This window comes from Micromonospora sp. NPDC048947 (genome assembly GCF_040649495.1).
Lineage (GTDB): Bacteria > Actinomycetota > Actinomycetes > Mycobacteriales > Micromonosporaceae > Micromonospora > Micromonospora alfalfae.
Genome location: NZ_JBEZFO010000006.1, coordinates 282,895 through 298,192, shown reverse-complemented (window position 1 = coordinate 298,192; position 15,298 = coordinate 282,895). Strand labels below are relative to the sequence as shown.

General features: G+C 70.6%; 12 protein-coding genes. 5 read left to right on the top strand and 7 right to left on the bottom strand.

The genetic code is table 11. The annotated features are described in order from the left end of the window. Positions 1 to 3: 3 nt before the first annotated feature. Positions 4 to 999: a carboxymuconolactone decarboxylase family protein gene (locus AB0B98_RS11970; protein WP_357362381.1), complete on the bottom strand. Its 996-nt coding sequence runs from the start codon at positions 997 to 999 to the stop codon at positions 4 to 6. 144 nt (positions 1,000 to 1,143) lie between these two features. Between AB0B98_RS11970 and AB0B98_RS11965 the strand changes: the two genes are divergently transcribed. The 3 genes from AB0B98_RS11965 (at position 1,144) to AB0B98_RS11955 (ending at position 3,782) form a co-directional block, all read left to right on the top strand. Further along, complete coding sequence (locus AB0B98_RS11965; protein WP_357362379.1) at positions 1,144 to 2,274, top strand: sensor histidine kinase; 1,131 nt, start codon at positions 1,144 to 1,146, stop codon at positions 2,272 to 2,274. 25 nt (positions 2,275 to 2,299) lie between these two features. Continuing rightward, the gene (locus AB0B98_RS11960) at positions 2,300 to 2,962 is read left to right on the top strand and encodes a response regulator transcription factor (protein WP_238668524.1); all 663 of its coding nucleotides are present in this window, start codon (positions 2,300 to 2,302) and stop codon (positions 2,960 to 2,962) included. 106 nt (positions 2,963 to 3,068) lie between these two features. Beyond that, positions 3,069 to 3,782, top strand: coding sequence for a hypothetical protein (locus tag AB0B98_RS11955; RefSeq protein WP_357362377.1), 714 nt, complete (start codon positions 3,069 to 3,071; stop codon positions 3,780 to 3,782). A 13-nt stretch (positions 3,783 to 3,795) separates the two neighbouring features. On the opposite strand, the gene AB0B98_RS11950 is transcribed toward AB0B98_RS11955, so the two are convergent. Both AB0B98_RS11950 and AB0B98_RS11945 read right to left on the bottom strand, forming a co-directional pair. Then, complete coding sequence (locus tag AB0B98_RS11950; RefSeq protein WP_357362375.1) at positions 3,796 to 4,563, bottom strand: class I SAM-dependent methyltransferase; 768 nt, start codon at positions 4,561 to 4,563, stop codon at positions 3,796 to 3,798. 257 nt (positions 4,564 to 4,820) lie between these two features. Beyond that, positions 4,821 to 7,496 (bottom strand): RICIN domain-containing protein, encoded by a 2,676-nt coding sequence (locus AB0B98_RS11945; RefSeq protein WP_357362373.1) that lies wholly within the window; start codon positions 7,494 to 7,496, stop codon positions 4,821 to 4,823. Positions 7,497 to 8,093: 597 nt separating this feature from the next. On the opposite strand from AB0B98_RS11945, the gene AB0B98_RS11940 reads away from it, so the two are divergent. Together AB0B98_RS11940 and AB0B98_RS11935 are read left to right on the top strand one after the other, a co-directional pair. Beyond that, positions 8,094 to 9,224: a LacI family DNA-binding transcriptional regulator gene (locus tag AB0B98_RS11940; protein ID WP_357362371.1), complete on the top strand. Its 1,131-nt coding sequence runs from the start codon at positions 8,094 to 8,096 to the stop codon at positions 9,222 to 9,224. A 163-nt stretch (positions 9,225 to 9,387) separates the two neighbouring features. Beyond that, positions 9,388 to 10,971 (top strand): gluconokinase, encoded by a 1,584-nt coding sequence (locus tag AB0B98_RS11935; RefSeq protein ID WP_357362369.1) that lies wholly within the window; start codon positions 9,388 to 9,390, stop codon positions 10,969 to 10,971. 26 nt (positions 10,972 to 10,997) lie between these two features. Here the strand turns inward: AB0B98_RS11935 and AB0B98_RS11930 are convergent, their stop codons facing one another. The 4 genes from AB0B98_RS11930 to AB0B98_RS11915 are packed head-to-tail and all read right to left on the bottom strand — an operon-like array spanning position 10,998 to position 15,113. Then, positions 10,998 to 11,888 (bottom strand): ABC transporter permease, encoded by an 891-nt coding sequence (locus AB0B98_RS11930; RefSeq protein ID WP_357362367.1) that lies wholly within the window; start codon positions 11,886 to 11,888, stop codon positions 10,998 to 11,000. Further along, a complete protein-coding gene (locus tag AB0B98_RS11925; protein WP_357362365.1) occupies positions 11,888 to 12,760 on the bottom strand; it encodes an ABC transporter permease in 873 nt (290 codons plus the stop codon). The genes AB0B98_RS11930 and AB0B98_RS11925 overlap by 1 nt, the downstream gene beginning before the upstream one ends. Positions 12,761 to 12,783: 23 nt before the next feature. Beyond that, complete coding sequence (locus tag AB0B98_RS11920) at positions 12,784 to 13,896, bottom strand: ABC transporter ATP-binding protein (RefSeq protein ID WP_357362363.1); 1,113 nt, start codon at positions 13,894 to 13,896, stop codon at positions 12,784 to 12,786. Further along, the gene (locus AB0B98_RS11915) at positions 13,893 to 15,113 is read right to left on the bottom strand and encodes an extracellular solute-binding protein (protein ID WP_357362362.1); all 1,221 of its coding nucleotides are present in this window, start codon (positions 15,111 to 15,113) and stop codon (positions 13,893 to 13,895) included. The genes AB0B98_RS11920 and AB0B98_RS11915 overlap by 4 nt, the downstream gene beginning before the upstream one ends. Positions 15,114 to 15,298 lie beyond the last annotated feature (185 nt).

Genomic DNA, 15,298 nt, shown 5'->3' with positions numbered 1-15,298 from the left:
CTCCTAGAGGCGCGCCGAGGCGACGGCCCGGGCGACGTGATCGGTGGCCGTGATCGCCCCGTACGCGACCAACCGCACGAGGTCGGCGTCGGCGGGGTGGGAGAGCCGCCAGAGAGCGACGTCCCCCGGGCTGATCGCGCCGGGGGCGAACGCCGCCAGCAACGCGATCCGCGTCCCGACGCGGTCCGCGCCCGGCACGTCCCGCACCAGGTCGACGGCCCAGTCCGCGGGCCGCGCCGGGAACCGCCCGTCCTCCCAGCGCACAGTGGCCGTGACGGTCTGGCGCGCCACGTCGCCCAGCAGCAGGTCCCCACCCCGGGTCGCGGCGTCCCGCAGCGACGCGTAGGCGACGCCCACCGGGCTGTCCCCCGCCCAGGCCGGAGGTGATGCCGCCGGGTCGGCGTCGACGAGCGGGAGGCTTCGGCCGGGCTCCTTCGACTCCCGGGCCGCCTTGGCGTAGAGCCGCCCCCCGATCGAGCGCACCAGTGGGGAGCGTTGCAGGCCGCCGGGGAGCAGATCGGGATCGAGCAACGCGGAGACGACCCGGTTGATGAAGTGGAAGGCGAGCAGGGTGCCGGTGATCTCCGGGCCGTGGGTGCTGGTCCAGTCGGCGGCTCTCGGGCTGCGGCTCGCCTGCGCCCAGCCGGCAAGCTGGGCGTGCCTCGGCTCGGGGGGCGTCTCGCCCCGGGCGACGGCCTCGGCCAGCTTCGGCGCGCCCAGCGCGTGCAGCAGCAGCACGTGGGCGTCGACGCAGAACTGACAGCGGTTGGCCCGGGACACCACGGCCGCGACGAGTTCGCGGTCGACCCGGGGCGCGTCCCCGGCGAGCAGCGCCTCCCGCATCAGCGCCCAGGTCGCCGCCAGCACCTCCGGCACCGCCGAGAGCGCCTGGAAGGTCGGCAACGGCCCGAGAAAGTCGTCACGCAACTGTTGGTAGACGGCCGCGGTGCGACCGGTGGCCGCCCTCGTCGGCGTGGGGGTGAAGAAGCGGTATGTCATGGGCTCGATGCTTGTTCCAGCGGGCCGGGAAAACGTCGTGCCGCCGCAGACACTTGCCCCGCCGCTCGTACCGCATCCGTGGTACGCCGCGGCTACCACGCGCGCGGGATGCTCCAGCGACGACCGCCGTTCTACAGTGCGACAATGCGCCGCGACCTCCCGTACGCCCTCGGCGGTCTCGCCCTCGGCGTCCTCCTGCTCGGCAACGCCGTGCTCACCCCGGACGCCGCGACGGTCGAGGTGCTCGACGTCGCCCTGGTCCTCGCCACGGTGGTGGCCCTGGCGGCGTGCCGGCGCTACCCGGTGGTGGCGTTGGGCGTGGTCACCGTCGCCATGCTGGCCGTCCACGTCCGGGTGCACCCCGGGGTGTCCGCCGCCTTCCCCGTCCTCTGCGCGGTCTACGTCAGCGCCTGGCAGGGACACCGGTCGGCCGCCGCCGTGGCCAGCCTCGCCTTCCTCGGTAGCTTCCTGGCCCGCGACATCTCGATGGCGCCGGCCGGCCGACCGGGCCAACTGGTCGCCGAGCGGACGGCCCTGCTGCTCGGCTGGTTCGTGGCGGCCAACGTCGCCGGGCTCGTCGCGCGGCAACGCCGGGCGTACCTGGAGCAGGTCGAGCAGCGGGCCATCGAGGCCGAACGCACCCGCGAGGAGATGGCGTTGCGGCGCGCCGGGGAGGAGCGCCTGCGCATCGCCCGCGACCTGCACGACTCCCTGACCCACAGCATCTCGGTGATCAAGGTGCAGGCGGGGATCGCCGTGCACCTGGCCCGCAAACACGGCGAAGAGCCGTCGGCCACGCTGCTGGCGATCCAGGAGGCCAGCGGCGCCGCTATGCGGGAACTCCGCACCACCCTCGACGTCCTACGGGCCCCGACCGACGGCGATCGGATCGGACTGGCCCGGGTGGACGAGCTGGCCGAGCGGACCAGGGCGGTCGGCGTACCGGTGCAGGTGACAGTCACCGGCCAGCGCGGGGACCTGCCCGACGAGGTCGACCAGGCCGGGTACCGGGTCATCCAGGAGGCGCTCACCAACGTCGCCCGCCACGCCGGCCCGGCGACCGCGCACATCCAGGTGGAGTACGCCCCGGCGCGGCTGACGGTCGCTGTCACCGACGACGGTCACGCGTCGCCGGCTGAGCCCGTGACCCCGGGCGTGGGCCTGCGCGGCATGCGGGAGCGGGTCAGCGCCCTGGGCGGCACGCTGCGGACCGCCGCGCACGACGACCACGGGTTCACCGTACGGGCCACCTTCCCGCTGGACTGTCCACGATGACCGCCCGCCGCCCGCAGGAGCCGCGATGATCAGGGTGCTGCTCGCCGACGACCAGGCGCTGATGCGAGCCGGATTCCGGGCACTGCTCGACGCCGAGGACCACCTGGAGGTCGTCGGCGAGGCGACCGACGGCAGCTCAGCCGTCCACCTGTCGCGGTGTCTGCGCCCGGACGTCGTCCTGATGGACGTGCAGATGCCGGGCCTCGACGGCATCGAGGCCACCCGGCGCATCGCCGCCGATCCCGACCTCACCGCGATCCGTGTTCTCATCCTCACCAACTACGGGCTCGACTCCTATGTGTTCGCCGCCCTCCGCGCGGGCGCCAGCGGCTTTCTCCTCAAGGACGCCGACCCCGCCGACCTGCTGCACGCCGTCGCCGTCGTCGCGCGCGGTGACGCGCTGCTCGCGCCGACCGTCACCCGCACACTGATCAGTGAGTTCGTGGCCGGCCCACCGCCGGCCGTGCCGACGGCCGGACGCGACGTGCTGACCGCCCGGGAGCAGGAGATCGTCGAGCTGGTCGCCCGTGGGCTGACCAACGACGAGATCGCCGCGCGCATGGTGATCAGCCCGCTGACCGCCAAGACACACGTCAACCGGGCGATGACGAAGCTGCACTGCCGCGACCGGGCCCAGTTGGTCGTGTGGGCGTACGAGTCGGGGCTGATCACGCCGCGGCGGCGGTGATCGCCGTCTCCGAGAGCGGAGTCGATCAACCCCCTTGGGAACATGAGGAAGGGTCGACGCACTAACATTGCCGCCGTCCGCGACGGCTCTGCTGAATCGAGGCGACATGCGTTGGCTCCGTCGATTGCTGGGCGGTAGGCGAGTCCAGCTCGACCCGGGACGCCAGCAGGCGCTGCTGCACGACGTCCAGTCCCGGTACGGCCCCCACGCGCGGATCCGGTTCAACGAACAGGTCGACGCGCTCACCGGTTCGCTCGACAGTGACGACGGCCTGGTGGTGGCGACCCGGATCGTGAGTCAGGTCGCCGACGAGGCCCACGTCGACCTTCAGGCCCAGGCCCAGGAGATCCACCGCCGGACGGGCCGACGGCTGCTGGTGCACCGCCGTAACTACCGGCCGCTGTGGAAGGAGGCGGGCCCGGCCCTGCGCTGGCCGCTGTTCGCGTTGCCGTGTGGCTTCCACCCGTACGCGCAGGTGGCCGCCGCCGTCACGGTGCTCGGCAATCGGGCGCCCCGGCTCGACCGGGTGGCCGACCCGAACCCGGTGGTGACCCGCGTGTTCGAGGTGCTCGACCTGACCACCTCCGGCTGGGAGTACGGCCGGGTGCGGGTGGACACCGACGCCGCCACCCTGGCCGATCGACTGATCGTCAGTGCCGGGCAGGTCCTCGCGGCAATGGACGACCCACCGCGACTGCCGCCCGCGGTCCGGGAGCTGATGCGCCGCAACAACACAGTCGCCGTGCACGACCCGTCCGGCCCTCGGGCGGTCGGCGGGATCAACCTGGGCGCGCGGATGCGGGAGGAGTTCCTGGTCTGAGCGCCCTCGGGCGCTACCGATCGGAGCGCCGACGGGCGAGATGCACGACGATGTCTGCGGAAAGCTCGACCCGCTCGGGCAGGATCCGCTCGATCTGGCTGAAGACCTGCTCCTGCTGCGAGGTCGGCAGCGTGAGATACGCCGAGATCGTCGACAGGTGGCCGACGTAGTCGCGCGCACTCATCGTCAGCCGACGCTCGACGACGGTCTGCCGCACATCGGTGAACCAGACGCAGCGTTGGAGCTCCGTGCCGGGCCACTGCATGGCCTGCCCAGGGGGCGTGCCGTCGGGAGAGGCGATCTCGTCGCTCTCCAGGAACGGTGCCCGGGCCGCGCGGACAGCGTCCGCCACCGCCGGGTCGGCCAGCTGGGTAGGTCCGCCGAACGAGGCGAACACACCGCCTGGTTCCAGCAGCGCGGCCACCCGTGACCACCGACCCTCCGGTGCGGTCCAGTGCAGTGCCGCCGCCGCGTAGACCAGGTGGTACGTCTCGCCCGGCCGCAGGTCCTCGAACGCGGCCCGCACGGTCTGGACACCTGCTGGCACGTGCTTGCGCAGCTCGGCGAGCATGGCCCCGTCCGGCTCGGTCGCGGTGACAGTGACGCCCACTCCGGCGAACAACCGGGTCGCCTTGCCGGTTCCGGCGCCGATCTCCAGCGCCGTCCGAACGGGCCGACCCGCGTACGTCAGCACCACATCGACAAGGTCGGCGGGGTACCCCGGTCGGTACCGTTCGTACTGTTGCGCCACCATCCCGAAGCTCAGTGCGCGAGCAGACATGCCGACAATCCTGTCACCAGTCGTGTCGCATGCCCGATCTTCTGCGCCAAACCGATCGGCTGCGCGTGACCCAGGCGACAGCCGCCGAACGAACGGGTAGCGAGCGGACCGGGCCCGGGTCAGTTCGGATCGGTAGCTCGTGTCCCACCGTGATTGGATAGCGGCCGACTCGGGCGCACAAACCGTGCCCCCGAGTCGGCGCGACAATCGGCAGCCCGTTACCGGCGGCCGAGCTTGACACTCACCTCCGCCAATGGTCAGGCGGGTACGAACTGCCACTGTTGGTTGGTTCCGTTGTTGGCGGTCCACTGCACGACCTGCGCCCCGTCGCTGGTCGAGGCGGCGTAGACGTCGGCTGCGAGTCCGCTGCTACGGCTGACGATGGTGTAGTAGCCGTCGCCGGTGGGCCGCAGGTACCACGACTGGTTGGTGCCGCCGTTTGCCGACCACTGCTGCAGTTGCAGGCCCTGGGTGGTGCTGCCGCCGTTGACGTCGAGCATCTTTCCCGAGGCGGTGTAGCGCAGGGTGTAGGTGTCCTGGGTGGTGCTGATCGTCCAGGTGGGGGTGCCGCTCTGCTGGACCGCTTTGGCGCCGTCGGCGGTGGAGTTGCCGGCGATGGCGAGGGGTTTGCCGCTGTTGCGGTTGACGATGCGGTAGGTGCCGGGTGCGGGTCCGGTTCCGCCGCTTCCACCGAGGTTGAAGTACTCGACCGAGTCGGTGAAGACGGTGCTGCCGGACTTGGCGGTCGACAGCTGCAGGTACACGCGGCTGCCGGTGGCGGGGGCGGTGAAGGACACCGGTTGGGTGACCCGTGAGCCGAGCGGGACGGTCAGGTTGGTGCTGCCGGACGCGATGACCGCGCCGGTGGGACTGTCGAGCCGGGCGGTCCAGGCGAAGCCCACCGAGGTGTTGGTGAAGTCGTCGTTGAACACGGTGATGTTGCGGGTCACCGTGGCGTTGCGGGCGTAGCTGGGTACCGCCTGCGCCAGCGGGAAGTTGCCGTTCGAGTCCGAATTGCCGGAGGCGGACCAGTACGGGAGGTCGACCGCGGCCACCGGGTTGAACGCCGCCTGCACGCGCTGGATCTGCGCGTTGCTCCACGGATCGGGCAAGTTGTCCACTCCGTAGATCGGGTGACCGCCCTCCTCCGGGGTGAAGTCGGTGGACCGCACGCCGGGCACGACGCTGGCCCAGGCGGACAGCAGCGTGTATGGACGCAGGTCGGTGGCGCCCTTGCCGCGCTTGGCAGCAGTCGCGGTGGCGAACCACTCGAAGCCCTGCTTGTTGTTGCATGCCGGCCAGATGAACTCGCCCTCGCCGTCGGGCCGCCCGTTCACGGTGACCAGGCCCTCCCCGTACCTGCCGAAGCCGTCGACGTAGTGCGGGATCACCGCGAAGTTGGCGTACGTCATCCCGGGATACAGGCTGACATTGTTGCCGACGCCCACCTCGACAATGATCGGCCGGGTGCCGTCGGCGCCGTTCATCGCCGCGTAGAGGTCCTTCTCGAACTGTTCGGAATCCTGGCCGCTCTGGTTCGGCTCGTTGTTCTGACTCCAGCGGATGATCGCGGGGTGGTTGCGGTCGCGCAGGACCAGCGCACGGGCGTGATTGATCATGTTTTCGCGCCCGACGGAGTTCTGCCACTCCTGCGAGGACTGGGAGCCGCGGATCGCGACCTCGTCGATGATCATCAGGCCCATCTCGTCGGCGACATCCAACATGTACGGGCTGCCGGGCTCCTGGTGGATGCGCACCACGTTGTAGTTCAGCCGCTGGTAGTTGTCCACCGCCTGCGGCCAGCCGCCGTTGCCGGACGACGGGGGCAGGAAGCCGGGCAGCGTGTGGTACGCGTCGCCCTTGCCGCCGTTGTTGATCCGGTCATAGTCGGCACCCTGGAGGTTGTCGCCGCGGAAGTTCACGCGCACACCGTTGAGGTAGTAGTAGTCACCGTTCTGGGTGGCCTCCCGGAACCCGAACCGGTACTCGGCGTCGCTCGTCCGGCCGTCGTCGGTGACGGCATGCACCGCCAGCCCGTGCAGCTGCGCCCGGTACCCCGACCGGTACGGCACATTGGGCCACCAGTACGAGGTGCTGTCAAGGTTCCACGCGACCGGCCCCACAGTCACGGTCACGGTCGAGCGGGCCGCCACGGTGACCGTACGGCTGGGCAGTGCCGGGTAGCTGAAGGCCGTTCCGTTGTGGGACGACAGCGACCCGGTCAACGTCACCGACCGGGAACTGCCCGACGTGTTCCGCACCGTCACGTCGTAGGTCAGCGTCTTGTTCGCCACCGACGTACGCACGAATGTGTCGCTGACGTACACCGCCGGGTACACCCGCAGGAACGCGGAACCGAAGATCCCCTGCGGTACAGCCTCGGACCACGTGGCGGCGTCGGGCACCAGGTACCGGCCGTTGGATGCCTTCAACGCGCCGCGGCCCTTCACGTTCACCGTGATCGTGTGGGTGGTGCCGGGCGCCGCGTAGGCACTGATGTCGAAGTTCGACGGGGTGAACGCCGTCGTCTGGGTGGCGACCACGCGGCCGTCGACCGACAGTGTCGCCTGGTGGTTGACGGCGCCGAACTCGATCCAGGTCGACTGCGGCTGCCCCGAGTCCGGCACGGTGATGCTGCGCGAGTACACGGCCTCGTTCACGGTGGTGAAGCCCTGCTTGTACCAGCCGCCACCGGGCACCGCGATCGTCGTCGCCGACCGGCCCGCGGGCGTGAAGGCCCACGTCCCGCTCAGATCGACCGAGGCGACCGCGGCGTTACCGGCCGCCACACCGTCAACACCGGCGGCCGCGACACTCTGCGTCGCGACCGGCGCGGCCAGGGTCGACCCGGGGGGCGCCAGGGTCAGGCCACCCAGCGTCAGAGGCAGGCTGAGCGCCACGGTCGCGGCCAGCCCTCTGGCCAACGCAGACAATCGGCCACCCCAGTGGACGTTCGTATGATGCACGGTTACCTCCTGTGACTCATCCGCCAGCTCCGCAACACCGGTTCAGGGCACAGCCTCAAGGCCGATACTCGAATCGATTCGACAAATTTTCCGGCGTCGCCGACCACCCGGAAAGGGTGGTTGCGGCCCAGATGCATTGACATGTATCAAAGGGTGTATCGAGCGTGAAGTCAAGGTTTCAAGACGGTTACTTCCTGCTCCTGACGCCTCGCAAGCTTCGATTGGCCGTCAACAAATACGACTCTTCCGGAGTGCCAAGGCATCGCGCTCAGGCATTCCGTCTCGCCGGCCCAGCGACGCGGCGCCGATCGAATAGCGAACCGATTCGCCTCTGCGGCGTCCGGCCGCCTGACACGCTGAAGGCGCGGACAGCACTGTGGTCGTCGGTGAAGTCGGCGGGCAGCCCGGCCCGACTTGTTCGGTTCGAAGAGGGCGTTAGGGTTCTAGTTAGGAACGTGCTTCGCCAGCGTCACGGGCGGGTCACGGGCTCTTGATGGTGAGCGTCTGATTGCGTAGACATGACTGCGCAATCATACAGGACTGTGGCCGGCGATGGGAGATGCCGTGACGCGACTGGCTAGGCCGGGTGGAAGCCCTCCGACGCCGCGCAGCGTGGACGTCGCGCGGCTGGCCGGCGTCTCCCAGAAAACGGTGTCCAGGGTCCTCAACGACGAGCCGTATGTCTCGGCCGAGGTGCGCCGGCGGGTCCTGGACGCCGCCGAGGAGCTCGGCTACCGGCGCAACCAGGCGGCCCGGGCGCTGGCCTCCGGGCGGACCCGGTCGATCGGCGTGGTGACGCTCGGCAGCGCCTTGTACGGGCCGGCGTCGTGGCTCATGGGCATCGAGCGGGCGGTCCGGGACGTGGGCTACACGCTGCGGGTGGCCGCCACGATCGAGGGCGACCCGGGCGGCATCGCGGGCGCCCTGGCGTCGCTGCTGGACCAGGGCGTGGACGGCGTCGTCATCTCCGAGCCGATCGACGAGGGCGTCGGCCTCATCAGCGTCGACGTGCCGGTCCTGGTCCTCGGCGCGCCGCCCGCCTTCGCCGCGCCGCAGGTGGTGACCGCCAGGGTCGGCGCGGGCCGGCTCGCGCGGGCCGCGACCGAGCACCTGCTGGAGCTGGGGCACGTTACCGTCCATCACCTGGCCGGCCCGCAGCGGTGGTATACGGCACGGGACCGTCTCGCCGGCTGGCGCGAGGCGCTGCGAGCCCACGGCGCGGACGAGCCGCCGGTCGTAGAGGGCGACTGGTCGGCCACGTCCGGCTACGCGGCGGGCCGGGAACTGGTCGGCGATGGCACCGTGACCGCGGTGTTCGCCGCGAACGACGACATGGCGATCGGTCTCATCCGCGCGCAGCTCGAGGCCGGGCGCCGCGTGCCCGAGGACATCAGCGTCGTCGGGTTCGACGACATCCCGCTCGCGGCCTACGTCACTCCCCCGCTCACCACCGTGCGGCAGCCGATCGACGAGGTCGCGCGGCAGGGCCTCGCGCGGCTGGTACAGGTCATCGAGAAGCCGGACGTCGAGCTTCCACCGGCGGCCGACCAACCGGTCGAGCTCGTCGTCCGCGCCTCGACGGCGCCACCACCGCCCCGGCCGATCCCGGGAGGTGGCCGCCGAGGGAGCCCTCATGCCCACGGCGGCCCGCATGGTCAGCCCGCCGACAGCGAAGTCCCATCCACCCAGCCCTGATCAGCGTCGACATGTCCACCTACCGCGGCACGTCACCCGAGACCCGCACCAGCCGTCGCTGACGAGCGGCGGCAGCACCCGCGCGACGCGCACCTCTCACTCCGACACGACAACTGCGCGCAACCGCTTGCCCACCCGCCAAACACCGCTCGACCATGTGCTCATGGGGCCGGAGCGTCGTTTCATCCTCGGGGTCGACGTGGGCACCACCGCCGTGCGGGCGGGCGCATTCGCGCTGGACGGCTCCGCCCGACACGTCCGCACGCAGGCGTACCCGCTGCTCCAACCGCTGCCCGGCTGGCAGGTACAGAACCCCGACGTGCTGGTAGCGGCCACCCTGGCCGCGGTGTCCGCGTGTGTCGCCGACACCGCCGGGGCCGAGGTCGTCGCCCTCGCGGTCAGCTCCCCCAGGTACGGCGTGATCGGGCTGGACGCGACACTCAGCCCGGTGACGCCGCTGCTGACCGGGCGTGACACTCGGTCCGCGGAAGTGGCCCGCGACCTGCGGGTCTCCGGCCAGAGCCGGGAGCTGCACCGCGTTACCGGCACGCCCGTGCACCCGGGAAGCCCGCTCTGCAAACTCATGTGGTTCGCCCGCCACGAGCCGTACCTCTGCACCGCGACGCGGTGGTGGATCGGCCTGAAGGACTACCTGGTCCATCGGCTGACCGGGACATTGGTGACCGAGCTGTCGTCGGCGTCCGGCACCGGCATGTTCGACGTCCACCGTCGGGTATGGAGCGCGGGCATACTCGACCTCGTCGGGGTGTCCGGCAGGCAACTGCCTCCGGTCCTTCCCACGACGGGCGTGCTGCGGCTCTCCTCGGCGGCCGGGCAGGCGGTCGGCCTGCCGTCCGGCACACCTGTCGTCGTGGGCGCGGGTGACGGTCCGTCGAGCAGCCTGGGCATGGCGGCGATCGACAGCACCGTCGCTGGTCTGACGCTCGCGGCCACCGGGGCCCTGCGGACGGTCGTCGCGGCTCCGCTCGTCGACCCGGCGGAGACCTTCTCCTGCGCGGCGCTGACCGAGGACGCCTGGGTGATCGGCGAGACGGTCGACAACGGCGGCAACGTCGTGCGGTGGGCCGGTAGAGCGCTCGAACCCGACCTTCGCCCGGCGTCCGATGACCAGCTCGCCGCCACCGAGCTCCTGGCTCTCGCCGAACGGATCGCCCCGGGAAGCGACGGACTGGTGATGCTGCCCTATCTGCTGGCCGACCGGGACCCCGAGGGGGAATCCGGCCCTCCGGGCGCGTACCTGGGGTTGCGCAGCGAACACTCTCGCGGTCACCTGGTACGGGCCGCCGTGGAGGGCGTCTGCCTCCAGCTCGGCGGCATCCGTGACCGCCTGGCCGAGCTGACACCGGTCAGCAGCGTTCGCCTGGCCGGCGGCGCGTTCCGATCTCCGCTGTGGCGTGCGGTGATGGCCGCGGTCCTGGATTGCCCAGTGCAGGCGTCAGGTGCGGCCGATGACGTCGCCCTCGGCGCGGCCGCGCTCGGGCTCTTCGCGATCGGCCTGGCCCCCGATCTCCCCGGGGCCGTCGCCCAGCTCGACCCCGAGAGTGCCCGCACCAAGCCGATCACGGTCGACCCTGCCCTCGCCGCGGCGTACCGCGGTCTCCGGACGAAGCTGCCCGCACTCATCACAGTCGCGGGCCGGCTGGGCGAGATCCTCGACGAGGTGGCAGCCGGCCCGCGCATAGACAGGCGGGCCGGCGCGATGCCCCGCGGCGTCATGCGCGGGTGACCGGGACGGTCGAGGCGGCGCCGGCCTCAGTGCTCCGGTTCGTCCTTGACCCGCGCCACGAGCTGGGTCGGGTTGACGTAGCGCAGCGCGACGACGAGGAGGATCAGCATCATCGACGTGTAGATGACCGCCATGGCGTCGACCGACTGCTGCGCCCTGATCCCGGAGGCGGACATCGAGTAGTAGAGCGCCACGACGAGGGTCTGCGAGTCGGGGCCCGCGGTCAGGAAGGTCAGCTCGAACATGCCGACGGTCCGGACGAGGACGAGGATCGCGGAGGCGAGGATGCCCGGCACGAGCAACGGCGTGAGGACCCGGAGGAACACCGTCCGCAGGCCCGCGCCGCACATGCGCGCGGCGCTCTCGATCCTCGGGTCGATCTGCTCGATGAACGGGGTCATGGTCAGGATGACGAAGGGCACCGACGGCACGAGGTTGGCGAGCACCACCCCGGACATGTGCCCGGCCAGACCGAACTTGTAGAGGACTGTCGCCAGCGGGATGCCGTACGTGATCGGGGGCATCAGAATGGGCAGCAGGAACACCAGGAAGATCAGCCGTTTGCCCGGGAACGAGCGCCGCGCGAGGGCGTAGGCGGCCGGCACGCCGATCACCAGCGAGAGGCCCACGACGAGTACGGAGACCTCCAGCGTCACGACGATGACCGACAGGAGCGCGAACTCGTCCCAGGCTCGGGCGTACCAACTGGTGGTGTAGCCGTCCGGGAGCCAGGTGTCGAACCAGCGCTGGCCGAACGAGCTGACCAGCACGGACGCCACGACGCCCAGCAGGTTGAGGAAGAAGAAGATGACGACGCCCCACACGATCCAGGCGGCCGGTCGCGCGGCGATGCGCCGCCGTCGGTCGGTGCTGGTGGCGGGGGGCCGCGCTGGTGGGGCCTGGGTGGTCGTTGCCATCAGCCCTTGCCTCCGGTGGAGCCGGTGTAGAAGCGGCTACGAGCGGCCAGCACCACAGCGATGATGACCAGCTCGACGAAGCCCATGATCATGGCGATCGCCGAGGCGTACGGGTAGTCGTACTGCTCGTAGGCCGCCTGGTAGGCGGCGAGGGAGATGACCCGGGTCTCCCCGGCCGGGTTGCCGACCAGAACGGCCGACGGGAACACGCTGAACGCCAGGACGAACGTCAGGCAGAAGGTGGTGGCGAGGCCGGGCATCAGCAGCGGCAGGGTGATCCGGGTGAACCGGCGACGCCAGTCCGCGCCCAGCGTCGCGGCCGCCCGTTCCAGGGTCGGGTCGATGCCGGACAGGTACGACAGCACCAGCAGGAACGCGAACGGAAAGCCGGTGATCACCAGCGAGAAGAACACGCCCCAGTAGTTGTGGGTCAGCCGCACCGGCTCGTCGACAAGGTTGCTGGCCAACAGGATCCGGTTGAACCAGCCGGTCGGGCCGAGGAAGTTCAGCAACCCCTGTGCGGTGAGGACAGTGCCGAGCGTGATCGGGACGACCAGCAGCGTGGTGACCAGCCGCTTGCCCCGGAACCGGCCACGCATCCGGTAGGCGATCGGCACCGCGGCGAGGACGTTCAGGAGCGCGGCGGGCAACGCGATCCGCAGCGTGATCCAGATCGTGCCCCGCTCGTAGGAGTCGGAGAAGAACCGGGCGTAGTCGCTGAACGGGCTGCCGGTGGTCGGCTGGAACGAGAGCGTCAGCCCGTAGAAGAACGGGTAGAGGAACAGGGCGATGACGAAGATCAGGGCCGGGACCAGCAACCAGAGCTGACGATCGACGCCCCGCTCGGCGAGACGGTGCTGCCAGTGCGCCATCGGCCTCCCGGGCCCGGCGCCGCTCACCGAGTCGCCCCCGGAGCGTCCGCGAGGCGCTTGGGCTGCGTCTGCGCGTCGGCCTGATAGACGAGCAGCCGCTGCGGGTCGACGGCGAGCTTGACCTGGTCGCCCGGCGCGATCCGCTGCTCGGTCCGCAGGTGCAGCAGCAGGCCGGTGTCGGTGCGGGCCTCGGCCGCCAACTCGCGGCCCTGGTACTCCACCACCTCGACCGTCGCCGACATGGCGTTGCGGGTCTCGCCGGGCCCGTCGACACGGATGTCCTCGGGGCGTACCGCGACCATCACGTCCGCCCCGGTCTGGAGACCCCCCACCACCTCGCCGAGCAGGCGAAGGCCGGACGCCTCGACGGTGGCCCGGGCGTCCTCGGACTGCTCCACCCGCCCCCGCCACAGGTTGCGGTAGCCCATGAAGTCGGCGACGTGCCAGTTCGCCGGTCGGGTGTGCAGCTCACGCGGCGAGCCGATCTGCTGCACCCGCCCCTCCCGCAGCACCACCAGCCGGTCGGCCAGGGAGAGCGCCTCCTCCTGGTCGTGGGTCACGTAGACGGTGGTGAGCCCCAACGACTGGTGCAGCCGGCGGATCTCGGTCCGCATCTCCAGGCGCAGTTTGGCGTCGAGGTTGCTCAACGGCTCGTCCATCAACACCAGCGACGGCTCGAACACGACGGCGCGGGCGATCGCGACGCGTTGCTGTTGGCCACCCGAGAGCTGACCGGGCAGCTTGTCGACGTGGTCCTCAAGTCGCACCAACCGCACCGCCTCCGCCGTACGCCGGCGCGTCTCCTCCTTGGGCAGCCGCCGCATCCGCAGCCCGAAGGCGATGTTCGCCCGGACCGTCATATGCGGAAAGAGGGCGTAGCTCTGGAACACCATGCCGAAGCCGCGCCGCTCCGGCGGGAGCGTGTCGATGCGGCGCTCGTCCTGCCAGATGCTCCCCTCCGTCAACGGCAGCAGCCCGGCCAGGCAGTTCAACGCCGTCGACTTGCCGCAGCCGGAGGGGCCGAGCAGGGCGATGAACTCCCCCGCCTCGATCGTCAGGTCCAGCTCGCTGAGCGCGGCCTGGCCACCGAACCGGCGGGACACCCCGTCCAGCCGCAGCTTGGTGAAGGCGCTCATCCCTGCTTGACCTTGCCGCCGCCGATCTCGCGGTCCCAGCGGCTGAACGCCGCCACCAGGCTCTTCGCGTCGAGCGGGACCTCGGTCGGGTTCCCGGCGATCAGCGCGTCGTACTCGGGGCGACCGAACTCCCGGATCGCGTCCTGGCTCTTCTGCGGCGCCGACGAGAGCTGGACCTCCTTGATCGCCGGGCCCGGGTAGAAGTAGCCCTCGTCGTACGCCTTCGCCTGCTGTTCGGGGGTGAGCATGAACGCCAGCAGGGCCAGCACGGCGGCCTGGGTGTCGGTCGACACGCCCTTGGGCAGGACGGCGTAGTGCGCGTCGGTGACCCAGTGGAAGCCGTCGATCGGGGTGATCCTGGCTTCCTTCGGCACCGTGCCGAGCACCCGCGGGTTGATGTCCCAACCGGTCGTGCTGACGATCAGGTGCGCGGTGCCGTTGGCGAGGTTCTTCATCGTCTCGGTGGTGCCGGACGGGTAGTAGTCGACGTACTGGCCCAACTCCTTGAGGAAGGCCCACGTCTTGTCCCAGCCCGCCGTGGGGTCCTTGGGGTTCGAGTCGCCGAGGATGTACGGCAGACCCATCAGGAACGTCCGCCCCGGGCCGGAGTTGGCCGGTCGGGCGTACTGGAACTTCCTGGGGTTGGCTCTGGCCCAGGCCAGCAGCGCGTCCGCGCTGGTGGGTGGCGTCGCCAGGCGGGACGGCAGATATTCGAGCAGCGGACCGGACGGGTAGTAGGTGACTGTGACGCCCGCGTTGCCGGCGAGCTTCTGCATCGCGGCGGCCGGCTCCAGGTAGTTGCTCATGCCGCCGAGACGGTCCTGGAAGGTCGGCAACACGTCGATCCAGAGCCCCTGCTCGATCCCGGCGGCCAGGCCGTCGACGCCGGTCAGCACGAGACCGATGTCCACCCGGTCCGCCCCCTGCTGGGCCTTGATCTTCCCGGCCAGCTCGGGTGCCGGGGCCTTTGAATAGGTCACCCGGGAGATCACGTCGGGGTTCTTCGAGACGAACTCGTCGATCATCCCCTGGGTCAGCTGGAGGTTGCCCGCCACGTCGAGGACATTGAGCGTGACGGCCTTACCGGGCCGCTGTGGCACCTCACCGGCGCTGTCGCCAGTGTTGTCGCCGGGGGCCTCGGGTGCCCCACACCCGACCGTGCCCACCAGGAGCGACGATGCCGTGACCAGGAGAGCGCCGCGCCGCGAGATACCCATGAGCCGTTCCCTCCGCCAGGTGTCATCAGTGCTGATTCAGGCAGTCGCCGCGCCGCGGCGGCAACGGGTTGCCATGTATTGCCTCGCGCGAATGTGACCGGGCTGCTGGATTGTTGCGGGGGCATTGCCGAGTATTCACCGCCGCCATACCATGATCACGGCGCGTAGCCGGGAGGAGCATGCAG